Origin of the sequence: Pseudomonas sp. LFS074 (genome assembly GCF_047978165.1) — a bacterium.
GTDB lineage: Bacteria > Pseudomonadota > Gammaproteobacteria > Pseudomonadales > Pseudomonadaceae > Aquipseudomonas > Aquipseudomonas putida_P.
On sequence record NZ_JBFPFV010000002.1, the window covers coordinates 123,959 to 144,429 of the forward strand.

Sequence of the window (20,471 nt, forward strand, 5' to 3'; positions counted from 1 at the left end):
ACGGCGTTCCAGCCGTTCCGGCCGCGTGCACTACAGGCCCTTCATCCCATCGGATGGAGGCCTTTCTCATTCTTCCACACAGGAGATTTCATCCATGTCACTGCGATTCAAAGGCGCTGACCTGCGCCCCGTGCTGACCGAAGCCATCGCCAATCAGGGGTCGTCTCAGAAAACGGAAAAAAATCGTACGCTAAGAGCCGAAGTGGGCCCTTTAGCAGCAATGCAAAGCTGCGATCAACGGGCAGGAAACATTGCCATGGTGCGCGTTGCACTCTCTCACTAGCGTCGACAGGGCCTCTTCCATCCGCGTGAGGTCCGCCATGCGTGCGCGCACATCGGCCAGCCGGTGAGCAGCCAGTTCGGCCGCCTCGCTGCAATGGGTGCCGTCCTCCAGTTTCAGGAGCTGGCCGACTTCATCCAGGCTGAATCCCAGGCGCTGGGCTGACTTCACGAACTTCACCCGCGCCACGTCCGCCTGCCCGTAGCGGCGGATGCGACCGTAGGGCCGCTCCGGCTGGGGTAGCAAGCCCTTGAGCTGATAGAAGCGGATCGTCTCCACGTTGACCCGGGCTGCCTTGGCGAAGGCCCCGATGGTCAGATTCTCTTGAGCGTTCTCCATGGCGCTTGACTCCGTAGTTGACTACGGAAGTAACGTTACAGCATCAAGCGAAGTCCCGGAAGGAGAACCTTATGTCGGAACCCAAGAACGGCTGCGGCGCACTGGCGACCGGCGGCGTCGCGGCCGTCCTCGCCTCGGCCTGCTGCCTCGGCCCCCTTGTCCTGGTCGCGCTCGGCTTCTCTGGCGCGTGGATCGGCAACCTGACCGTGCTGGAGCCGTATCGGCCGATCTTCATCGGCGCAGCGCTCATCGCGCTGTTCTTCGCCTGGCGCAGCATCTTCCGACCAGCCCATGCCTGCAAGCCCGGCGACGTTTGCGCCGTGCCCCAAGTGCGGACTGCCTACAAGGTGATCTTCTGGATCGTGGCCGCCCTGGTTCTGGTTGCCCTCGCGTTTCCCTACGTCCTGCCGCTGTTCTACTGAAAGGAGATCACCATGAAGAAACTCACCACCCTCACCACCCTCATCGCCCTGGCCGCCGCTCTAAGCGCGCCCGCCTGGGCTGCCACCAAGACCGTCACCCTGTCGGTGCCCGGCATGACCTGCGCCGCGTGCCCGATCACGGTCAAGACGGCTCTGTCCAAGGTCGCCGGCGTCGAGAAGGCCGAAGTCAGCTTCGAGAAGCGGGAGGCCGTCGTCACCTTCGACGAGGCCAAGACCAATGCCGACGCCTTGACCAAGGCCACCGCAAACGCGGGTTACCCGTCCAGCGTCAAGCAGTGAGGGCGTAATCATGGCCGAGGCGATCACCCTCCACATCGAAGGCATGACCTGCACGTCGTGCGCCGAGCACGTCCAGCAGGCTTTGACGAACGTGCCCGGCGTGCGCGCGGCCTCGGTGTCCTATCCGCAGCGGCAGGCCGAAATCGAGGCGGATGCAGGCGTGAGCGTGGCCCCGCTGGTTGCCGCAGTGGCCACGCTCGGCTATCGCGCACGGCTTACCGACACGCCGAACAAGCCTGCCGGCCTGCTAGACAAGGCGCTGGGCTGGCTCGGTGGCGAAACGAAGCATGTTGGCGGTGAACAAGCGCTGCACGTGGCTGTGATAGGCAGCGGCGGCGCGGCGATGGCGGCTGCCTTGAAGGCCGTGGAGCAAGGCGCCCGCGTCACGCTGATCGAGCGCGGCACCATCGGCGGCACCTGCGTCAATGTCGGCTGCGTGCCGTCCAAGATCATGATCCGCGCCGCGCACATCGTCCACCTGCGCCGCGAAAGCCCGTTCGATGCTGGCCTGCCGGCCGCAGCGCCCGCTGTACTGCGCGAGCGGCTGCTGGCCCAGCAACAAGGCCGCGTCGAGGAGCTGCGCCATGCCAAGTACGAAGGCATCCTGGCAAGCACTCCGGCCATCACCGTGCTGCGCGGCGAGGCCCGGTTCAGGGACACGCGCACGCTGACCGTGGCGACCGCTGACGGCGGCACGCACGAGGTGAACTTCGACCGCTGCCTGATTGCCACCGGCGCGAGCCCGGCGCTTCCGCCAATCCCGGGCCTTGCGGACACACCCCACTGGACCTCCACCGAGGCGCTGGAAAGCAGCTCGCTCCCCGAGCGGCTGGCCGTGATTGGTTCCTCCGTGGTGGCGGTCGAGTTGGCGCAAGCCTTCGCCCGGCTGGGCAGCCAGGTCACGATCCTGGCGCGCAGCACGCTGTTCTTCCGAGAAGACCCGGCCATCGGGGAAGCCGTAACAGACGCCTTCCGCGCCGAGGGCATCGAGGTGCTGGACCACACCCAGGCGAGCCACGTTGCCTATGCGGGCGGGGAATTCGTGCTCACCACCGGGCAGGGGGAAGTGCGCGCCGACAAGCTGCTGGTCGCCACCGGTCGCGCGCCGAACACGCGCAGCCTGAACCTTGAAGCGGCAGGCGTCGAAGTCAATGCGCAGGGAGCCATCGTCATCGACCGCGCCATGCGCACGAGCGCACCGCACATCTTTGCTGCCGGCGACTGCACCGACCAGCCGCAGTTCGTCTATGTGGCGGCGGCGGCCGGCACGCGCGCCGCGATCAACATGACCGGCGGCGACGCGGCGCTGGACCTGACGGCGATGCCGGCGGTGGTGTTCACCGATCCGCAGGTGGCGACCGTGGGCTACAGCGAGGCGGAAGCGCACCACGACGGCATCGAGACCGACAGCCGGCTGCTGACGCTCGACAACGTGCCGAGGGCGCTCGCCAACTTCGACACGCGCGGCTTCATCAAGCTGGTGGCGGAAGCTGGCTCAGGGCGGCTGATCGGCGTACAGGCGGTCGCGCCGGAAGCGGGCGAACTGATCCAGACGGCCGCGCTGGCGATCCGCCACCGGATGACCGTGCAGGAGCTGGCCGACCAGTTGTTCCCCTACCTGACCATGGTCGAGGGACTGAAGCTCGCGGCGCAGACCTTCAACAAGGACGTGAAGCAACTGTCCTGTTGCGCCGGATGAGGAAAAGGGAGGTGTTCGATGAACGCCTACAGCCGCGCCAACCGCCGCATCTACGCGGCCTTGTCCGATCCCCTGTCGGCCACCCACCGGCACCGCCTCGACGATCTGCTCAAGCGCCACGACAACGGCAAGACGACCTGGCTGGCCTGGCTGCGCCAGTCGCCCGTCAAGCCGAACTCGCGCCACATACTCGAACACATCGAGCGCCTCAAAGCCTGGCAGGCGCTCGACCTGCCTTCCGGCATCGAGCGGTCGGTGCACCAGAACCGCCTGCTCAAGATCGCCCGCGAAGGCGGCCAGATGACGCCCGCCGATCTGGCCAAGTTCGAGGCACAGCGCCGCTACGCGACCCTGGTGCGCTCGCCATCGAGGGCATGGCCACCGTCACCGACGAAATCATCGACCTGCACGACCGCATCCTGGGCAAGCTGTTCAACGCTGCCAAGCACAAGCATCAGCAGCAGTTCCAGGCGTCCGGCAAGGCGATCAACGCCAAGGTGCGGCTGGCCACCTCGATCAAGCAGGGCACGGTGACGGCCTCGCTGATGCTCAGGAAACTCGGCAGCTACCCGCGCCAGAACGGCCTGGCCGTGGCGCTGCGCGAGCTGGGCCGCATCGAGCGAACGCTGTTCATCCTGGACTGGCTGCAAAGCGTCGAGCTGCGCCGCCGCGTGCATGCCGGACTGAACAAGGGCGAAGCCCGCAACGCGCTAGCCCGCGCCGTGTTCTTCAACCGGCTGGGCGAAATCCGCGACCGCAGTTTCGAGCAGCAGCGCTACCGGGCCAGCGGCCTCAACCTGGTGACGGCGGCCATAGTGTTGTGGAACACGGTCTATCTGGAACGGGCCTCAAACGCCTTACGCGGTCACGGCCAGACTGTCGATGACGCCCTGTTGCAGTACCTGTCGCCGCTGGGCTGGGAGCACATCAACCTGACCGGCGATTACCTCTGGCGCAGCAGCGCCAAGATCGGCGCGGGCAAGTTCAGGCCGCTACGACCGCTGCAACCGGCTTAGCGTACGATTTTTTCCGTTTTCTGAGACGTCCCCAATCAGTGCCGCATTGTCCTGGTCAAGGATCAGGGCGTGTACTTCCTCGCCGAGCGTGGGGAGCGTCGCCCGGATGGGCGCCAGGCACTGCTCGCCTACGCCGTCGGATGCAACCCGGACACCGACCCGTTCGATGACTGGTGGCACCTCGCCGGCCGCGAGCTGGGCGGCGATGACTTCGCGGAGTATTTCGACCCGAAGGACGGCCTGTTCACGCGCCTCCAGCACTCGGCGGACGATCTCGTGCTTTCCGCCACCGCCACGCACCTGTCCTTAGCAGTGGTGCCTCCCGCCTGACGCGGCAACCGCCTCGCAGCCCCCGCATCGGGGGCCTTCTTTTGTTCGCACCGCCGCCATCGCCGCGCGTGCGCGTTTGTCTCCAGCCGCCGAGGCACGCCCCGCCGGCCACAACGCCGGCATGCCACCGGAGACAACCGCATGAACACGCCATCGACCTCGCCGAGGCTGCACCTCCTACCGGTGTCGCTGCGCACGGCCAATGCATTCGTTCTGTCGCACCATCGCCACCACCGCCCGGTCCAGGGCGCGAAGTTCGCCCTGGCCGTCACGCTGAGCGACAGCGACCTGATCCACGGCGTGGCCATTGTCGGCCGCCCGGTCGCGCGGCACCTGGACGCTGGAAGTCACGCGGCTGTGCACCGACGGCACACCCAGCGCCTGCAGCAAGCTCTACGGCGCGGCCTGGCAGGCGGCAAGGGCGCTGGGCTACATACGCCTGCTCACCTACACCATGCCCGACGAAGGTGGCGCCAGCCTGCGCGCCGCCGGCTGGCGGCTGATCGGCGCGCGCGGTGGCGGCGCCTGGAGCCGTCCCGGCCGTCCGCGCGCCGATACCCCCGAGCACCTGCGCGGCGCCAAGTGCCTGTGACAGGCGCCGGGTGGCGCGGACAAAGGGAAGCGCCCGGGTGCCGATTGATTGCTGCCGCGCGCGCGAGGCCCCGCCATGCTGGCCCCATGCCTGCTGACGTCGTCAGCGACATGCCAGGCAACCATCGGTCTTCGAGGTTGCGGCGCAGTTCCCACTGCGTGACCGAGCCAGCTCGCACCGCATCCTTCCGCGAGCGGCCACCAGCCTCTGGTGGCGGATGCTTTCGCCTTATCAACCCACCGCGGGGTCACGCACCTTCCCCGCATGCGTGGGCCGGTGTGTCTCCGCTTCATCCCAATGGAGATTCACCATGAACACCACGTCCAACGAGAAATCGTATTTCGACCTCCACACCTCGGGCATCGGCTACATCCAGCGTGTCCGTGAAGTGCCCGTCCGGGGCGGCCGCCGTGCGCAGCCTTTCCTGGCATGCACCATCGCCGCGCTGGTCGGCCCCGCCCGGGACCCCAGCTACCGCTACTTCGACGTCAAGGTCTCGGGTGCCGAGGCCAAGAAGCTCGTTCAGCGCTACATCGGCGTTGACGATCCCAAGCAGCGCCCGCTGGTGCGCTTTCGCCTCGGTGACCTGTGGGGCGATGTGTACATCCGCGACAAGGGTGAGCAGAAGGGTCAGGCCGCCGCGTCCCTCAAGGCGCGACTGCTCAAGGCCGAACTGATCGACCGGGCCGAACTGGCTTCGATCGAGCAGCACGAGTTGATCACCCGCGGCATCGGCTATCTCAATCGTGTGAAGGACGTCACCCCAAAAGCTGGCGACTCGTTCCTCTCTTGCACCGTCGCGGCACTGGCCGGGCCTGTCGATGAACCGGAGTATCGGTACTTCGACACCATCGTCGCCACCCCGGAAGCCGAGCACCTGGTTCGCCGGTGCGTTCAGGCCGTCGAGGGTGACCGCAAGGTGCTGATCGCCTTCCGTCTGAACGACATGAAGATCGATCCGTACATCCGCACCAAGGGTGAGCACGCCGGGGAACCGGCCGCCAGCCTGGAATCGACGCTGGTCCACATCGGTCTCATCAAGATCGACGGCACCCAGGTCTATCCGACGAGCCAGGCGCAAGCCGAGGCGCCGCCGGCCGAAGACGCATCCGCGTCCGAAGCCGACGATGCCATCGACACGGCCACCGAGCCCGCCGAGCGCGAGCCCGAGGCGCAAGTCCAGGAGCAGGAGCCGGCATTGGCTGCTTCGTTCTGATCCGGCACGGCCTCTCACGGGGCCTTGTCGCTTTTCCTCCCCACGTACGCCGCGTCCCCAGGACGCGTGCTTGCGCATTTCATCCCCCGAGTTCCGCGTGGTCTCACGGCCACGCGGTTGTCGAATTTCTCAAAGGAGATCAGCCATGTCTCTGGTATCCCGCTTTGCTCCGCAATCCCCGATCCTGCGCTCTGATCGCCCACTCTCGGACGACCGCATTCGTGCCGTCGTTCCGTCGATCTTCGCCGACGCTCCACATGGGAGCCGGTCCGATCGGTATGCCTACATACCGACCTCGACCGTGCTGACCAAGCTGCGCCAGGAGGGCTTCGAGCCCTTCATGGTGTGTCAGACGCGCGTGCGCAACGAAGACCGGCGCGAGTACACGAAGCACCTCATCCGACTTCGCCATGCAAGCCAGATCAACGGCGACGAGGCGAACGAGATCATCCTGCTCAACAGCCATGACGGCACGAGCAGCTATCAGATGCTCGCCGGCATGTTCCGGTTCGTCTGCCACAACGGCCTGGTTTGCGGTGACACCACCGCAGACATCCGCGTTCCCCACAAGGGCGACGTGGCCAGCCAGGTGATCGAAGGTGCCTACGGAGTCCTCGAAGGTTTCGAGCGCGTGCATAACGCGCGCGATGCGATGCGCACCATCACCCTCGATGAGGGCGAAGCGGAGGTCTTTGCGAACTCTGCGCTCGCACTCAAGTACGACGATCCGGCCAAGTCCACGCCTGTCACCGAGAGCCAACTGCTGGCCCCTCGGCGATGGGACGACCGCAAGAACGACCTGTGGGCCGTCTTCAACCGCGTCCAGGAGAACCTAGTCAAAGGGGGCCTGAACGGACGCACGGCCAACGGCCGCAATCAGCGCACCCGTCCGGTGCAAGGCATCGACCAGAACCTGCGCCTGAACCGGGCGTTGTGGCTGCTGGCCGAAGGCATGCGCCAGCTCAAGGCGTGATGCCACGCGGACCTCGCCCACCTCGGGCGAGGCCATTTCCTCTCATCCACCGGGTGCCGTCGGCGGCCCGTCATTCATCATCAGGAGAACCATCATGGCAACCCCATCGGCTTCCGAGAAATCTGTTGCGCCCATCGTCGTCCCCGGCCAGCTCACGCTGCGTACCATCCGCGGCAAGAACGGCCCGTTCACGGTTGGCCGCCTCGCGACGCACCTCGGTACTTTCGAGGTCAAAGACCCGGAGCTGGAGCAGTACCCCGAAGGCAAGTACGACGGGGAATTCATCATCAGGTACATCTTCCCGAAGTCCTATCCGGTCGGCGGCGGCATGCGGTTCGAGATCCGTGCCAGCCTCGACGGCATGACGCTCAACGGCATCGACAAACTCAGCCGCGACGAAGCCCGCAGCTTCGCCACCCAGGACGTCGATCCGCTCGATGAAGAGCAAGGGGCGCAGCCTGCGGCAACGCCGGCCAAGCCCACCAAAGCGTCCAGGCCCGCCAAGCCCGCACCCGTGCAGGCGTCCGCGGACCCGCTGGTCGATACCACGCCCTTCGGCGTGGATGCGCCACCGCCTGCTACGGCCGCTGCCCCCGGCAGCACCGAAGACGGTGACGCCGCGCTCTTCGGCCTGCTGTGGCCGCTGGGCGAGTCCGTGAAACTGGATTCGACCATCGACCGCCGCACCCTGCGCGCGCAGATCGCCCGCCTGGGCGAGCTGGGCTACGCGCTGGACTTCAAGACGCAGGAGTGGAGCCGCCAGGCCGAACCAAAACCTGCGTGATCGCAGACGCCGCATGCGCGGTGTTCTTCATCCACCCGCCGGGGTTCCTTTCCCATGCGGGGGAGGCCCTGGCCATTTTCTGGAGGTCTCCATCATGTCCACCATCGCTTGCGATACCCCGCGTTCAACGCTGGATGAACCCGCGTGGCGGGACCTTTGCAAAGCGGCCGCCGCACACGCCCAGCGCGGTTGCGGCTTGTCCTACGACCACTACGTGACGCTCTTCAGTTCGGCGATCGACGCACAGGCCAATCGTTTGCCGGATGAGCAACGTGCTCAGGCTCTCGAAATCGCGGCCCAGGAATGGGACTACGCAACACCTGCCGAACGGCAGGAAACCCAGGACTGGAATGCGGAGCATGGCTATTGCTCGCACGGGATCGAGTTCGGCTACTGCCCGGCCGGTTGTGATCGAGACGATGACGACTGGGATTGAGGGCGACGCATAGGTTCCTTCGCCGCAGATGCGGCATTCCATCACCCGCTGGGGGTTCTTCCCCACGGGGAGGCCTTCAGCTCAACTTTTCGAGGAGGCCTCTCATGGGCTGGTATTTCTCAAACCAATCGCGGTCCGAACTGATCGCGGAACTGATCGCACCGCAAGAGACCGAGCGCGCCAGCGTCAAGGTCATCGCTCACACCCTGCGCGGCAACGTGCTGTGGTCCGTCGCCGAAGTGACCGCCAAGGTCGAAGGCGTGCATCGTGATCTCGCACCGGGCCAGTCCCTGCGCTACATCCGCTGCGATCTGCTTGAACGAAGCGGCGGCCAGTGGGGCTACAAGTCCTTGGACGAGTCCATGCACCCGTACTACTACACGTGCCCGCTGTCCTATCTGGACCTCGCACCGGAGCAGTCCGCCGACTGGCGTGCAGGCGTTCGCGCCTACCACGCCCGGCGGCGCACACCCACGGCATCCGCGGCATCCGCCGCGGCGTCGATGGCCTGAGCCAGGAGGAACCGACATGGACCCGATCCTGGCAACGCTTCCGCCCTCGTTGCTGGCACTCGTTGAAGGGAGTTTGTCCAACGACGAAGTGTCCTCCGACGAGGAAATGCTGGCGTACTTCATCGACAACGGCCTCACCGAGGACCAGGCACGGCAGGCACTGACCTACCGCGACCAGTACCTCAACAACATCTACCTGGAAGGCTTCACGCCGATCACTTCGGCGGACGAGCCGCTTCACTTCAACCCGCACACCCGGCAGTTCGAGCCGGACTGAGCGGTTTTCTTCCACCCCCTGGGGCAGTACTTGCCCCAGCGGGCGGTGCTGTTCCCGTTCATCCGAGGACACCACCATGCCCGCAAACACTTCTTCCACGCTGTACCGCATCGACGAATGCCCGGACGTGATGGCCGACGCCTGCGTCGGCGATGACCAGGGCAACCTGATCTTCCTGTCCATCTGGGCGCGGGACACCGCCGTCCAGCAGTTCCTCGCTCGCCTGACCCTCGGGCGCGACGAGCAGGGACTGGACCAGTTCCACGTCATCACCGACCAGGGCGGCAGCGTCCCGGTATTCATCGGCAACGTCGATCGCCTGGAAAAGCGCATCACGCGCGCGTACCGGCGGACGCTGTTCGGCTCGCTGTCCAACGTGTGGCTGTTCGACCGGCGCTGCGTCAAGCCCGACAAGGCCAACGCCAGCGCATTGGCACTGCTGCCACGCGACAGCGCCCACAGGCTTGACCGCCTGTGGATGCTGGTGCGGGACACCTGCCCGTTGCCGCTGCTCGATCACTGGCGCGAGACCGTGCTGGAACTGCTGCAAACCCGCGAGATGCTGGCCCGCCTTCCGTTCGCCCTCGGGCCGCTGGAAGGCCATCGGCTCGCCATCGACGTGCCGGCGCTGACCCTGGCGCTCGGCTCCCTGATCCGCAGCGACGCGCTCACCGCCTATCCGTATCCGGCCAAGATTTGGACGCCGGAAGCGGTAGCGGCTTGACCCACCCTCGGAGGCACGCCTTGGCGTACTTCCGTGTTTCATCCCCGCCAACCAGGAGACTTCCATGGCCCTCATGTTCCCGCGGCTCGCCCGCAATTTCGTCAAGAACGGATATTTCCCGACCGACGAACCCACGCTCGAAAGAGCGCTCAACGCACTGATGCCCAGCGACGGGCCGATGTGCATCCTCGATCCCTGCGCCGGCGAAGGCGTGGCGATCGCCGAAGCCGCCCATGCCCTCGGGCGCGAGCAGGCAAAGGCGTTCGCCGTCGAGTTCGACGCGGAGCGGGCGCGCCATGCCCGCGGCCTGGTCGATCACTGCCTGCACGCGGACCTGATGGACACGATGGTCTCCAAGCAGTCCTTCGGGCTGCTCTGGCTCAACCCGCCGTATGGGGACCTGTCCAAGGACGTCAACGGCAACATCGGCTATCAGGGCCAGGGCCGTGCCCGCCTTGAAAAGCTGTTCTACCAGCGCACGCTCTCGCTGCTGCAATACGGCGGCGTGCTGGTTTTCATCGTCCCCGGCTACGTGCTCGACGCGGAGTTGGTCGGCTGGCTGACGCGCCACTACACGGACCTGCGCATCTACCGAGCGGTGGAGACGCAGTTCAAGCAGGTGGTGATCTTCGGACGCCGGGTGCGCCAGCGCGAGCAGGTGCCCGATGGCGTCAAGGCCGTGCGCAATCTGCTGTTGCAGGTAGGGCAAGGCGAAGTCGAAGCCGAGGAACTGCCGAGCGAGTGGCCGTTCCTGCCGTACATCGTCCCCGCCAGCCCGGCCGAGCCAGAGCATTTCTTCCGCGTGACGATGGAGCCCGAGCAGTTCGCCGATGAGGTTGGCAGGCTGCAAGGCTTGTGGCCATCGCAGGACACGCACCTGGGGGCTGCGCAGCAATCGCTGCGTCCACCGGCGCGGGCCTTGTCCCGCTGGCATCTCGCCCTGGCTCTGGCCGCGGGTGCGATCTCGGGGGTTGTGCGCTCCAAGACCGGGCGCGTGCTCGTCGTCAAAGGTGACACCCACAAGGACAAGACGCTCCAGCGGGAGTTCACCGAACGCGAAGACGGCTCCATCGCCGAGACCCGCATCCTCACCGACAAGTTCGTTCCCGTCATCCGCGCGTGGGACATGACACCTGGCTCCGCGACACGGGGCGAGGTGTTGACCATTCGCTGATCCACCGGACGCGCTGCCGTCCTGCTGTACCAACTCGAAGGAGAAACACCATGATCCCCAATCCGTTCAAGCGGCCTGCGCCGCACAAGCAACCGTTGTTCGCACCGAGTACGTTGAAGTTGAGCGAGAAGGTGCATTGGCTGGCCCGGCGAGGCCTGATCGACCCCTTGGCCTATGTCCAGCGCCATGTGCGCGGGGACTGGGGCGAGATCGATGAGGCCACACGCCAAGCCAACGACGTGGCGATCCAACAGGACAACCTAATGATCTCGCAGTTCAGGATCACGCCGGACCTGGCGCTGATCGTCAAGACCAGCGAGGACCACCAGACCACGGTGGTCCAGCTTCCCGAAGAGCGGGACCTGATCTGAGGCCCCACATCGTCATCCTCATCCACCTGACGGAGCCACTTCACTCCGGCAGGGGTGTCGTGGCTCAATGACTCATCAAGGAGGAGCCCATGGCATCGCATCGCATCGAAACCTACTGCCAGCGGCTGGCGTTCCCCATCGGGGCGCTCATCTTCAGCAGAGGTGTAGACCGCCTGGTCCGCGCGGGTCGCCTGGACCCGATCCCGTACTTCAGGCGCCACACCCGTGGCGACTGGGGCGACGTCAACATCCAGCAATGGCAGACGAACAGCAGCGCGCTTCAATCGGGCGCGTCGCTGGAATCGCACTACGTGATCCATCCGGGGCTCGCCATTCGCATCGTCACCGATTCGCAGCGCTGCGCAACCGTCATCGTGCTTCCGTCCGAAGACTGAGCACGGTTCACCTGCGGGCCGCCCAGGCCAGCACCTTCAACCACCCTCAGCCACGCGTCGATTCTCTTCCCACCACGGGGCATGCCATTGCCCCGCTGGGGGTGGTGCATGCCCCATTTTTCTTTGGAGCATCACCATGTCCCTCGATCTCGAAACCACTGCCGCTGAATCCGCGCCCGTACAGGGCGAACTGCTCGACGCGGAATCTTCCCCTCTGACCCTGAGCCTTCAGGATTTTGTCGGCGAGTTCGGCGACGAACTACTCGACGCCCTCAACAGCGCTAATCCGCCGGTCTATACCGGCCAACCGCAGGCGCACCGGCAACTGGTGGTCGCCAGCCTCAAGCGCAAGCTGTTCCCAGCCCAGGCCGAAGTCGTCCACGCCGCCGCCGAGCTGCTGATCGACCGTGGCGAACGTGCTGCGATCGTCAATGGCGAGATGGGCTGCGGCAAGACGACCGTCGGCATTGCCACGGCCGCCGTGCTCAACGCCGAAGGCTATCGCCGCACTCTGGTGCTGTCGCCGCCCCACCTGGTTTACAAGTGGCGGCGCGAGATCCAGGAGACGGTGGCCGGTGCCAAGGTGTGGGTACTCAACGGGCCGGATACGCTCGTCAAGCTCATCAAGCTGCGCGAGCAGTTGGGCGTGCAGCCCACGGGCCAGGAGTTCTTCGTCCTGGGGCGCGTCAGGATGCGGATGGGCTTTCACTGGAAGCCTGTCTTCACCACGCGGCGCACCCGCCACGGCGACGTGGCGGCCTGCCCGGACTGCGGCACGGTCATCACCGACCTCGACGGCGAGCCGGTCAACCCGATCGCGCTCCAAGCCGAGGAGTGCCGCAGGAAGTGCGGCCACTGCGCCGCGCCCCTGTGGACACTGATCCGCCCGCGCAGTCTGTCCGGCAGCGACCAGTCCTCGGCCGTGCTCAAAGCCTTAAAGCGCATACCGACCATCGGAGAGGTCACCGCGCAGAAGCTGATGCAAAAGTTCGGTGACGGGTTCCTGGCGTCGATGCTCGGCGACAACATCCATGAGTTCATCAACCTCATGGATGGCAACGGCGAGCTGGTGTTTTCCGACCGTCAGGCCACGCGCATGGAACGTGCGATGGCCAACATGGAGTTCGGCTTTGGCGAGGGCGGCTATCAGCCGTCCGAGTTCATCAAACGCTACCTGCCGCAAGGCACGTTCGACCTGCTCATCGCCGATGAGGCACATGAGTACAAGAACGGGGGCAGTGCCCAGGGCCAGGCCATGGGCGTGCTGGCGGCGAAGGCTCGCAAGACCTTGCTGCTGACCGGCACGTTGATGGGCGGCTACGGGGACGACCTGTTCCACCTGCTGTTCCGAGCCCTTCCGGGGCGGATGATCGAAGACGGCTACCGCCCGACCACGAGCGGCAGCATGACCTCGGCTGCGATGGCGTTCATGCGCGATCACGGGGTGTTGAAGGACATCTACTCCGAGAGCACCGGCACGGCGCACAAGACGGCCAAGGGCACCAAGGTATCGGTGCGCACGGTCAAGGCCCCGGGGTTTGGCCCCAAGGGCGTGCTGCGCTGCATCCTGCCGTTCACGATCTTTCTCAAGCTCAAGGACATCGGTGGCAACGTCCTGCCGCCGTATGACGAGGAGTTCCGTGAAGTCGCGATGGACACGGCGCAAGCCGCGGCCTACCGCGATCTGGCGGGTCGGCTGACCGCGGAGCTGAAACAGGCTCTGGCGCGACGCGATACGACCTTGCTGGGTGTGGTCCTCAACGTGCTGCTGGCCTGGCCGGATTGCTGCTTCCGGTCGGAGACCGTGGTGCATCCGCGCACGCGCAACACCTTGGCGTTTGTCCCGGCTCAGTTCAACGAGTTCGAGATCAGCCCCAAGGAGCGTGAGCTGATCGACATCTGCAAAGAGGAGAAGGCGCAGGGCCGCAAGGTCCTGGCCTACACGGTCTATACCGGCACGCGCGACACCACGTCGCGCCTGAAGGTGTTGCTGGAGCAGGAAGGCTTCAAGGTGGCGGTGCTGCGCGCGAGCGTGGATGCCAGCCGCCGCGAAGACTGGATCGCCGAGCAACTGGACCGTGGCATCGACGTGCTCATCACCAACCCCGAGTTGGTCAAGACGGGGCTGGACCTGTTGGAGTTCCCGACGATCGTGTTCATGCAGTCGGGCTACAACGTGTACTCGCTCCAGCAGGCGGCACGCCGCTCCTGGCGCATCGGGCAGAAGCAGCCCGTGCGTGTGATCTACCTCGGCTACGCCGGTTCCTCGCAGATGACCTGCCTGGAGCTGATGGCCAAGAAGATCATGGTCTCGCAGTCCACCTCGGGCGACGTGCCCGAATCCGGGCTCGATGTCCTGAACCAGGACGGTGATTCCGTCGAGGTCGCACTGGCCCGGCAGCTTGTCGCCGCATGACACGTTCCACTTACGGCCCTTCGGGGCCGTTTTTTTTGCCGCTCCCGGTAAATCGGACGCTGCCTGGTTCGCATTGTTTGCTGCCGCTCGCGGCCTGAGCGGCGATGGTGAGGGCTGGATGTTTCAGGACGCCGAGCTATGTGCCCCTCTCCACCGTGGTTTCACTATCCCGAACGCCGCCTTCTGGCGGGATTTCTCGGCCTGCTGTGGTCGGTGCTGGCCGGTGGCTGCGCGACGACGACTGCGCCGGTCGCGCCCGACACCATCGCGGAAGTCTTGGCCGCGCCTGAACCCGAGGCTTCCGAGTACATCCCGGTCGTGCGCTACGCCCGCTACACACTGGTCGAACTGGCACCCATGGCGGCGCAGCGCGACCTGTTGTTGCAGACCATCGACGTGTCCATGCCCGAGGATGCCCGCGCCACGGTCGGGGATGGGCTTCGGCACGTGCTCAAACGCAGCGGCTATGGCCTGTGCCAGACCGCGCATGCCGTGATCGAGCTGTACGCGCTGCCGTTGCCGGCGGTACACCTGCACCTCGGCCCCATGACCTTGCGCGATGCGCTGCTCACGCTGGCTGGCCCGGCCTGGGAACTGCACGCGGATGACCGCGCACGGCAAATCTGCTTCGAGCGGCCCGGCGATCGCGCGGTCGCCGAGTCCCCATCCGAGCCACCCGCCACCGAGGCGGTGCAGACGTTCCCGCTGGCACCCATGGTTTCGGGAGGCCAGCCATGAACGCCCCGCAACCTGCCCAGCGATCGACCGCCGCCGTGGTGGTGCAGAGCCTGATGTGGCTCTGGTTGATCTTCCTCAGCGTCTTGGCGGCCCTGGGCTACCAGGCCCTCAGCGACCAGGCCGACCAGGAGCGGCTGGATTCCCGCCTGCAACGCCTGGAAGCGCAGGCAACTGGCTTGGCCGAGACGATCGAGGCCATCCAGCAGCGCCCGGCCGTCGCGACGGACGCTGACCTCAAAGACACCCGCCAGATTCTGGAAGCACGCGCGGCCCAGGTCGAGAAATCTCTCAGTGGCTACGCAGCGGCCGACGACCTCCAGGCGCTGCGCGCGGAGGTCGAGCAGATCAAGGCGCGCCAAGCCGCCGCGCGTGCCACCGCACCCGCCCAGCGGCGCGCATCGCGCACGTCCGCCGCCTCCAAGACCGAGCTGCCGCCGCTGCCATTCCGCGTCGTCGGCGCCGAACTGCGCGCCGGCCAGCGCAGCGTGTCCGTCGCGCCGAGCATCGGGGACTTCACGCCCGCCCAACTTCAGGTGCTGCTGCCCGGGGATGCGGTCGGCCCGTGGCGCCTGCAGGCGATCGAGGGCAACACCGCAGTGTTCCAGGCCGGCAACCAGACCCGCCGCGTGGCGATTCCCTGACCGGAGCACCCCATGAAGCCGTCGATCCTCCTTTTCGCGGTCCTGGTGGCGTCGTCGCAATGGCCCGCCTGGGCGCAGCAGCCCGCAACGACCTCGGCGCGCAACGCACAGAGCCAGGAGCGCCCGCTGGCCGCCCGCGTGCTGGACGACCGGGTGGCAACCGAATGGGGCTTGCAGCCACAAGAATGGGCACGCTACCGCGAGCTGATGGATGGGCCGCTGGGTATCTACTCGCCCAACCTGGACCCGCTGTCCGCCCTGGGCATCGAAGCTCGCACGGACGAAGAACGGCGCCGCTATGCGGAACTGCAGGTGCAGGTGGAAGCGCGCCGCGTCGAGAAGCTGCTCGCCTACCAGCGCGCCTACGACGAGGCCTGGCAGCGCCTGAATCCGGGGATGCAGCGCGTGAACCTGCCCGACGACAAGCCGGGCGCCGGCCCATCCAGCAGTCCCTTGCGCGGCAGCGGCCGCATGGCGGTGTTCGTCAAGGACGGCTGCGCAGCCTGCGGACAGCTCGTGCAGCGCCTGCAATCCTCGGGCGCGGAGTTCGACCTGTACATGGTGGGCAGCCGCCAGGATGACGCGCGCATCCGCGACTGGGCCAAGCGCGCGCAGATCGACCCGGCGCGCGTGCGCGCCGGCAGCATCACGCTCAACCACGACGGCGGCCGCTGGCTGTCACTGGGCCTGCCCGGCGATCTGCCCGCCGCCGTGCGCGAAGTGAACGGCCAATGGCAGCGCCAGCCGTAGCCATGCCCCTGCGCGCACTGGTGCTCACTGCCGGCCTGTATGCCGTTGCCGCCCTGGCCCAGGAGGTTCCGCCACCGGCTTACCAGCTTGCCGCCCAGCGCGCAGGCATCCCCTCGACCGTGCTCTACGCCGTGGCCTTGCAGGAGAGCGGCATCCGGCGCAACGGGCGCCTGGTGCCGTGGCCGTGGTCCCTCAACGTCGCCGGCCAGTCGCGCCGCTTCGCCACGCGCGCCGACGCCTGCGCTGGCCTGCAGCAGGCGATGCGCGCCACGCCGCACACGCGCATTGATGCGGGCCTGGGCCAGATCAACCTCGGCTACCACAAGCACCGCTTTACCGGCGCGTGCGACCTGCTGGATCCGTATCGCAACCTGGCCGTTGCCGCCGAGATCCTGAAGGAGCAGCACACCCCCGGCGAGGACTGGCTGCTGGCGATCGGCCGCTACCACCGCCCCGCAGGCGGCGAGCCCGCCGCCCGCTATCGGCGCAGCGTGTCGCGCCACCTTGCCCGCGTGCAGGGCACGCGACCAGCCGCCGCGGTCCTCGCGGCGCGCCAGGAGACCTCCCCATGACGAAACCCCATCCCGCCCATCTCGCGTTCACGGGCCTACTCATGCTGCTGTCAGGCCTGCCGCTGGCCTCGCGTGCCGGCGAGCCACTGATCGTTGTCGAGGACCGTGGCGGCACGTCGGCATTGCCGTACTACGAAGCCCTGAATCTCCAGCCGCGCGCCAACGCACCGGCGCGGCCGTCCATCCCGACGCCCCAGGTTCCTGCCACACGGGCGGACGAAGCCGCGATGCTGCCGGTGCGCAGCGCCAAGCTCACGCCCGGCACCGTCGCGCGACGGGTGATCGAAGCGCCCGGCCTGCGGCCGTTCGTGGTCATCGGCGACGACGAGGCTTCCCGGGCCTGGTTGCAGCGCCGCGCCGCCGCTTTGCGCGAACGTGGCGCGGTCGGCCTGGTCGTCAACGTCGAGACCGCGCAGGGCCTGGCGCGGCTGCGCGCCCTGGTGCCGGGCGTGCCGCTCGCGCCCGTGGCCGGCGACGACCTGGCCGATCGCCTGGGCCTGCGGCACTACCCGGCGCTGATCACGGCCACCGGCATCGAGCAATGAAGCCATGTCGGGCAAACAGCCGGTCGAGGTTCTGCTACGCCCAGCGGTGGAGCTATACACCGTCGCGGCGTGTGCAGGCGCCGCGTTTCTGTGCCTGGTGGCCCCATGGTCGCTCGCGCTGAGCCCGGCCATGGGCATCGGCAGCGCCTTGGCGTTCGGCGCCTACGGCGCGATCCGCTACCGCGATGCCCGCATCATCCTGCGCTACCGGCGCAACATCCGCCGTCTGCCGCGTTACGTGATGACCAGCAAGGACGTGCCGGTCAGCCAGCAGCGCCTATTCGTGGGGCGCGGCTTTCTCTGGGAGCAGAAGCACACGCATCGGCTGATGCAGACGTACCGGCCCGAGTTCCGCCGCTACGTCGAGCCGACGCCGGCCTACCGGCTGACCAGGCGCCTGGAGGAACGGCTGGAGTTCGCGCCATTGCCGCTCTCGCGCCTGCCGAAGCTCACCGGCTGGGACGCGCCTTTCAACCCCGTGCGCCCGTTGCCGCCTGTCGGCGGCCTGCCAAGGCTGCACGGCATCGAGCCCGACGAAGTGGACGTCAGCCTGCCGCTGGGCGAGCGCGTCGGGCACTCGCTGGTGCTGGGCACCACGCGGGTGGGCAAGACGCGCCTGGCCGAGTTGTTCGTCACGCAGGACATCCGTCGCAGGAATGCTGCCGGCGAGCATGAGGTCGTCATCGTCATCGACCCCAAGGGGGATGCCGATCTCTTGAAACGGATGTACGTCGAAGCCCAGCGCGCTGGCCGCGAAGGCGAGTTCTACATCTTCCACTTGGGCTGGCCGGAAATCAGCGCCCGCTACAACGCCGTGGGCCGCTTCGGTCGGATCTCGGAAGTGGCGACACGCATCGCGGGGCAGCTCTCCGGCGAAGGCAACAGCGCGGCGTTCCGCGAGTTCGCATGGCGCTTCGTGAACATCATCGCCCGCGCCCTGGTGGAACTGGGGCAGCGCCCGGACTACATGCTGATCCAGCGCCACGTCATCAACATCGACGCGCTGTTCATTGAGTACGCCCAGCACTACTTTGCCAAGACGGAGCCCAAGGCCTGGGAGGTGATCGTCCAGATCGAGGCCAAGCTCAACGAGAAGAACATCCCAAGGAACATGATCGGGCGCGAGAAGCGTGTGGTGGCGCTGGAGCAATACCTCTCCCAGGCGCGCAACTACGACCCTGTGCTCGATGGCCTGCGCTCGGCGGTGCGCTACGACAAGACCTACTTCGACAAGATCGTTGCATCGCTGCTGCCGCTGCTGGAAAAGCTCACGAGCGGCAAGATCGCCCAGCTCCTGGCGCCGAACTACTCCGACCTGGCCGACCCGCGCCCGATCTTCGACTGGATGCAGGTGATCAGGAAGCGCGCCGTCGTCTATGTCGGCTTGGACGCGCTGTCCGATGCGGAGGTCGCCGCAGCGGTCGGCAACTCGATGTTCAGCGATCTCGTCTCGGTGGCTGGGCACATCTACAAGCACGGAATCGACGATGGCCTGCCGGGCGCATCGGCTGGTGCGCGCGTGCCGATCAACGTGCATGCGGACGAGTTCAATGAATTGATGGGTGACGAGTTCATTCCGCTCATCAACAAGGGCGGTGGCGCGGGCCTGCAAGTCACCGCCTACACGCAAACGCTTTCGGACATCGAGGCCCGCATCGGCAACCGCGCGAAGGCCGGCCAAGTGATCGGGAATTTCAACAATTTATTCATGTTGCGCGTGCGCGAGACGGCCACCGCGGAACTGCTGACGAGGCAGTTGCCGAAGGTCGAGGTCTATACGACCACCATCGTCTCGGGCGCGACGGACAGCTCAGACATCCGCGGCGCGACGGACTTCACGTCGAACACCCAGGACCGCATCAGCATGGCCAGCGTGCCGATGATCGAGCCGTCACACGTCGTCGGTCTGCCCAAGGGCCAATGCTTCGCGCTGCTGCAGGGCGGCCAGCTTTGGAAGGTGCGCATGCCGCTTCCGGCGCCAGACCCCGATGAAGTGATGCCGACGGACTTGCAGCAACTGGCCGGGTATATGCGCCAGAGCTACAGCGAGGCCACGCAGTGGTGGGAGTTCACCAGTTCCGCAGCCTTGCCGCATGCAGCCTTGCCCGACGACCTGCTGGATGACGCCGCTCCAGCCGAGCCTGACGCGGTGGCCACCGGCGCCGACGACAGCACCGGCGAGGCCGCACCATGAAGGATGCCGCCTCGACCGCGCAGCGGGAGCAGAACCAGCGCCAGGGGCTGATCGTCGGCACCATCACCTTGCCGTTCCGGCTGCTCGGGGTGCTCATCGGCTCGCTGCTGTTCTCGATCGTGGTGGAGTGCGTCGGCATGCACCTGTTCTGGAAGGACCAGGGCTGGCGCCACTCCCAGCAGATGCTGCAGTACGAACTCGGGCACCTGTCCAACCACTTCACGCGCAGCGTGGTGGTGCAGGAGCCCGGGCGCACGGCGCACGAGCTGGTGGATACCGGGTACGAGTGGGTGTTCGTGCGCTCGGGGTTGCTGGAGCGCATGAGCCAGACCGCCGAGCGCGCCCGCGCGGCCAGCCACGGGCAGAGCCGCAACTTCCGCTACTACATCAGCCAAGTCTATGTCTGGGCCGAAAGCTACCTGATCGCTGCGGCCTTCACGACGCTCACCTTCCTGGTGCGCCTGCTGGTCCTGGTACTCACGCTGCCGCTGATCCTCACTGCAGCATTCGTCGGCCTGATCGACGGCCTGGTGCGACGGGATGTGCGCCGGTTCGGCGCGGGCCGCGAATCCGGCTTCATCTACCACCGCGCGAAGGCCAGCCTGATGCCGTTGGCCGTGCTGCCTTGGGTCACCTATCTCGCACTGCCCATAGCGGTGCATCCTCTGGTCATCCTGCTGCCCAGCGCGGCGTTGCTGGGGATGGCAGTCAGCCTGACCGCAGGCAGCTTCAAGAAGTACTTATGAGGTGACACGGGCGGCACTGCTCTGCAAAG

Annotated in this window: 24 protein-coding genes and 2 pseudogenes; 25 read left to right on the forward strand and 1 reads right to left on the reverse strand. The window is 66.6% G+C overall.

Features of this window, described 5'->3' with window-relative positions; translation table 11 throughout:
* Positions 1-211 precede the first annotated feature (211 nt).
* Positions 212-619 (reverse strand): Hg(II)-responsive transcriptional regulator, encoded by a 408-nt coding sequence (merR, locus tag ACNQP3_RS18675; RefSeq protein ID WP_003098939.1) that lies wholly within the window; start codon positions 617-619, stop codon positions 212-214.
* Between the two features lie 71 nt (positions 620-690).
* On the opposite strand from merR, the gene merT reads away from it, so the two are divergent.
* From merT to ACNQP3_RS18800, 25 genes and pseudogenes are all read left to right on the forward strand, one after another.
* A complete protein-coding gene (gene merT, locus ACNQP3_RS18680; protein ID WP_003116827.1) occupies positions 691-1,041 on the forward strand; it encodes a mercuric ion transporter MerT in 351 nt (116 codons plus the stop codon).
* A 12-nt stretch (positions 1,042-1,053) separates the two neighbouring features.
* Positions 1,054-1,341 carry a mercury resistance system periplasmic binding protein MerP gene (gene merP, locus ACNQP3_RS18685; RefSeq protein WP_003116826.1) on the forward strand — a complete coding sequence of 96 codons (288 nt, stop codon included), beginning with the start codon at positions 1,054-1,056 and terminating at the stop codon, positions 1,339-1,341.
* Between the two features lie 10 nt (positions 1,342-1,351).
* The gene (gene merA / locus ACNQP3_RS18690; RefSeq protein WP_003098932.1) at positions 1,352-3,040 is read left to right on the forward strand and encodes a mercury(II) reductase; all 1,689 of its coding nucleotides are present in this window, start codon (positions 1,352-1,354) and stop codon (positions 3,038-3,040) included.
* 18 nt (positions 3,041-3,058) lie between these two features.
* A complete protein-coding gene (locus tag ACNQP3_RS18695; protein ID WP_003098931.1) occupies positions 3,059-3,574 on the forward strand; it encodes a Tn3 family transposase in 516 nt (171 codons plus the stop codon).
* Positions 3,538-4,056, forward strand: a pseudogene (locus tag ACNQP3_RS18700) (Tn3 family transposase); the annotation flags it as partial. The gene ACNQP3_RS18695 and the pseudogene ACNQP3_RS18700, both read left to right, overlap by 37 nt.
* A gap of 45 nt (positions 4,057-4,101) precedes the next feature.
* Complete coding sequence (locus tag ACNQP3_RS18705) at positions 4,102-4,386, forward strand: DUF3085 domain-containing protein (protein ID WP_031629745.1); 285 nt, start codon at positions 4,102-4,104, stop codon at positions 4,384-4,386.
* Positions 4,387-4,527: 141 nt separating this feature from the next.
* Positions 4,528-4,978: pseudogene (locus tag ACNQP3_RS18710) on the forward strand (XF1762 family protein).
* 310 nt (positions 4,979-5,288) lie between these two features.
* Positions 5,289-6,194 carry a DUF3577 domain-containing protein gene (locus ACNQP3_RS18715; protein WP_003116825.1) on the forward strand — a complete coding sequence of 302 codons (906 nt, stop codon included), beginning with the start codon at positions 5,289-5,291 and terminating at the stop codon, positions 6,192-6,194.
* A 145-nt stretch (positions 6,195-6,339) separates the two neighbouring features.
* Positions 6,340-7,167, forward strand: a complete 828-nt coding sequence (locus ACNQP3_RS18720) for a DUF932 domain-containing protein (protein WP_003116824.1) — start codon at positions 6,340-6,342, stop codon at positions 7,165-7,167.
* A 94-nt stretch (positions 7,168-7,261) separates the two neighbouring features.
* Positions 7,262-7,951 carry a DUF3275 family protein gene (locus ACNQP3_RS18725; RefSeq protein ID WP_003116823.1) on the forward strand — a complete coding sequence of 230 codons (690 nt, stop codon included), beginning with the start codon at positions 7,262-7,264 and terminating at the stop codon, positions 7,949-7,951.
* A 94-nt stretch (positions 7,952-8,045) separates the two neighbouring features.
* Entirely contained in the window at positions 8,046-8,387 is a 342-nt protein-coding gene (locus ACNQP3_RS18730; protein WP_003116822.1) for a hypothetical protein, read from the forward strand.
* A 104-nt stretch (positions 8,388-8,491) separates the two neighbouring features.
* Entirely contained in the window at positions 8,492-8,899 is a 408-nt protein-coding gene (locus ACNQP3_RS18735; protein ID WP_003116821.1) for a hypothetical protein, read from the forward strand.
* 16 nt (positions 8,900-8,915) lie between these two features.
* Positions 8,916-9,176 carry a hypothetical protein gene (locus tag ACNQP3_RS18740; RefSeq protein WP_003090124.1) on the forward strand — a complete coding sequence of 87 codons (261 nt, stop codon included), beginning with the start codon at positions 8,916-8,918 and terminating at the stop codon, positions 9,174-9,176.
* Positions 9,177-9,252: 76 nt separating this feature from the next.
* Entirely contained in the window at positions 9,253-9,900 is a 648-nt protein-coding gene (locus ACNQP3_RS18745) for a hypothetical protein (protein ID WP_003116820.1), read from the forward strand.
* 40 nt (positions 9,901-9,940) lie between these two features.
* Entirely contained in the window at positions 9,941-11,074 is a 1,134-nt protein-coding gene (locus tag ACNQP3_RS18750) for a DUF6094 domain-containing protein (RefSeq protein WP_223224654.1), read from the forward strand.
* Positions 11,075-11,124: 50 nt separating this feature from the next.
* Positions 11,125-11,445 carry a hypothetical protein gene (locus ACNQP3_RS18755; RefSeq protein WP_003116818.1) on the forward strand — a complete coding sequence of 107 codons (321 nt, stop codon included), beginning with the start codon at positions 11,125-11,127 and terminating at the stop codon, positions 11,443-11,445.
* Positions 11,446-11,534: 89 nt separating this feature from the next.
* Positions 11,535-11,840 (forward strand): hypothetical protein, encoded by a 306-nt coding sequence (locus tag ACNQP3_RS18760; RefSeq protein WP_003116817.1) that lies wholly within the window; start codon positions 11,535-11,537, stop codon positions 11,838-11,840.
* A gap of 136 nt (positions 11,841-11,976) precedes the next feature.
* Complete coding sequence (locus tag ACNQP3_RS18765; protein ID WP_004350563.1) at positions 11,977-14,256, forward strand: helicase-related protein; 2,280 nt, start codon at positions 11,977-11,979, stop codon at positions 14,254-14,256.
* Between the two features lie 138 nt (positions 14,257-14,394).
* Positions 14,395-14,994 (forward strand): PilL N-terminal domain-containing protein, encoded by a 600-nt coding sequence (locus ACNQP3_RS18770; RefSeq protein WP_003098890.1) that lies wholly within the window; start codon positions 14,395-14,397, stop codon positions 14,992-14,994.
* The gene (locus ACNQP3_RS18775; RefSeq protein WP_003098888.1) at positions 14,991-15,635 is read left to right on the forward strand and encodes a hypothetical protein; all 645 of its coding nucleotides are present in this window, start codon (positions 14,991-14,993) and stop codon (positions 15,633-15,635) included. Before ACNQP3_RS18770 ends, ACNQP3_RS18775 begins: the two co-directional genes overlap by 4 nt.
* Positions 15,636-15,647: 12 nt before the next feature.
* Positions 15,648-16,385 (forward strand): TIGR03759 family integrating conjugative element protein, encoded by a 738-nt coding sequence (locus tag ACNQP3_RS18780; protein ID WP_003098886.1) that lies wholly within the window; start codon positions 15,648-15,650, stop codon positions 16,383-16,385.
* Positions 16,367-16,957 carry a transglycosylase SLT domain-containing protein gene (locus tag ACNQP3_RS18785; RefSeq protein WP_003109780.1) on the forward strand — a complete coding sequence of 197 codons (591 nt, stop codon included), beginning with the start codon at positions 16,367-16,369 and terminating at the stop codon, positions 16,955-16,957. The genes ACNQP3_RS18780 and ACNQP3_RS18785 overlap by 19 nt, the downstream gene beginning before the upstream one ends.
* A complete protein-coding gene (locus ACNQP3_RS18790) occupies positions 16,954-17,502 on the forward strand; it encodes an integrating conjugative element protein (RefSeq protein ID WP_003109779.1) in 549 nt (182 codons plus the stop codon). Before ACNQP3_RS18785 ends, ACNQP3_RS18790 begins: the two co-directional genes overlap by 4 nt.
* 4 nt (positions 17,503-17,506) lie before the next feature.
* A complete protein-coding gene (gene traD, locus ACNQP3_RS18795) occupies positions 17,507-19,696 on the forward strand; it encodes a type IV conjugative transfer system coupling protein TraD (protein WP_004350569.1) in 2,190 nt (729 codons plus the stop codon).
* The gene (locus ACNQP3_RS18800) at positions 19,693-20,442 is read left to right on the forward strand and encodes a TIGR03747 family integrating conjugative element membrane protein (protein ID WP_003153644.1); all 750 of its coding nucleotides are present in this window, start codon (positions 19,693-19,695) and stop codon (positions 20,440-20,442) included. Before traD ends, ACNQP3_RS18800 begins: the two co-directional genes overlap by 4 nt.
* Positions 20,443-20,471: the final 29 nt, after the last annotated feature.

Bases quoted from the DNA above. Each gene is read 5' to 3' on its own strand.
- merR (WP_003098939.1), bottom strand. From the start codon at position 619: ATGGAGAACGCTCAAGAGAATCTGACCATCGGGGCCTTCGCCAAGGCA.
- merT (WP_003116827.1), top strand. From the start codon at position 691: ATGTCGGAACCCAAGAACGGCTGCGGCGCACTGGCGACCGGCGGCGTC.
- merP (WP_003116826.1), top strand. From the start codon at position 1,054: ATGAAGAAACTCACCACCCTCACCACCCTCATCGCCCTGGCCGCCGCT.
- merA (WP_003098932.1), top strand. From the start codon at position 1,352: ATGGCCGAGGCGATCACCCTCCACATCGAAGGCATGACCTGCACGTCG.
- ACNQP3_RS18695 (WP_003098931.1), top strand. From the start codon at position 3,059: ATGAACGCCTACAGCCGCGCCAACCGCCGCATCTACGCGGCCTTGTCC.
- ACNQP3_RS18715 (WP_003116825.1), top strand. From the start codon at position 5,289: ATGAACACCACGTCCAACGAGAAATCGTATTTCGACCTCCACACCTCG.
- ACNQP3_RS18720 (WP_003116824.1), top strand. From the start codon at position 6,340: ATGTCTCTGGTATCCCGCTTTGCTCCGCAATCCCCGATCCTGCGCTCT.
- ACNQP3_RS18725 (WP_003116823.1), top strand. From the start codon at position 7,262: ATGGCAACCCCATCGGCTTCCGAGAAATCTGTTGCGCCCATCGTCGTC.
- ACNQP3_RS18730 (WP_003116822.1), top strand. From the start codon at position 8,046: ATGTCCACCATCGCTTGCGATACCCCGCGTTCAACGCTGGATGAACCC.
- ACNQP3_RS18735 (WP_003116821.1), top strand. From the start codon at position 8,492: ATGGGCTGGTATTTCTCAAACCAATCGCGGTCCGAACTGATCGCGGAA.
- ACNQP3_RS18740 (WP_003090124.1), top strand. From the start codon at position 8,916: ATGGACCCGATCCTGGCAACGCTTCCGCCCTCGTTGCTGGCACTCGTT.
- ACNQP3_RS18745 (WP_003116820.1), top strand. From the start codon at position 9,253: ATGCCCGCAAACACTTCTTCCACGCTGTACCGCATCGACGAATGCCCG.
- ACNQP3_RS18755 (WP_003116818.1), top strand. From the start codon at position 11,125: ATGATCCCCAATCCGTTCAAGCGGCCTGCGCCGCACAAGCAACCGTTG.
- ACNQP3_RS18760 (WP_003116817.1), top strand. From the start codon at position 11,535: ATGGCATCGCATCGCATCGAAACCTACTGCCAGCGGCTGGCGTTCCCC.
- ACNQP3_RS18765 (WP_004350563.1), top strand. From the start codon at position 11,977: ATGTCCCTCGATCTCGAAACCACTGCCGCTGAATCCGCGCCCGTACAG.
- ACNQP3_RS18770 (WP_003098890.1), top strand. From the start codon at position 14,395: ATGTGCCCCTCTCCACCGTGGTTTCACTATCCCGAACGCCGCCTTCTG.
- ACNQP3_RS18775 (WP_003098888.1), top strand. From the start codon at position 14,991: ATGAACGCCCCGCAACCTGCCCAGCGATCGACCGCCGCCGTGGTGGTG.
- ACNQP3_RS18780 (WP_003098886.1), top strand. From the start codon at position 15,648: ATGAAGCCGTCGATCCTCCTTTTCGCGGTCCTGGTGGCGTCGTCGCAA.
- ACNQP3_RS18785 (WP_003109780.1), top strand. From the start codon at position 16,367: ATGGCAGCGCCAGCCGTAGCCATGCCCCTGCGCGCACTGGTGCTCACT.
- ACNQP3_RS18790 (WP_003109779.1), top strand. From the start codon at position 16,954: ATGACGAAACCCCATCCCGCCCATCTCGCGTTCACGGGCCTACTCATG.
- traD (WP_004350569.1), top strand. From the start codon at position 17,507: ATGTCGGGCAAACAGCCGGTCGAGGTTCTGCTACGCCCAGCGGTGGAG.
- ACNQP3_RS18800 (WP_003153644.1), top strand. From the start codon at position 19,693: ATGAAGGATGCCGCCTCGACCGCGCAGCGGGAGCAGAACCAGCGCCAG.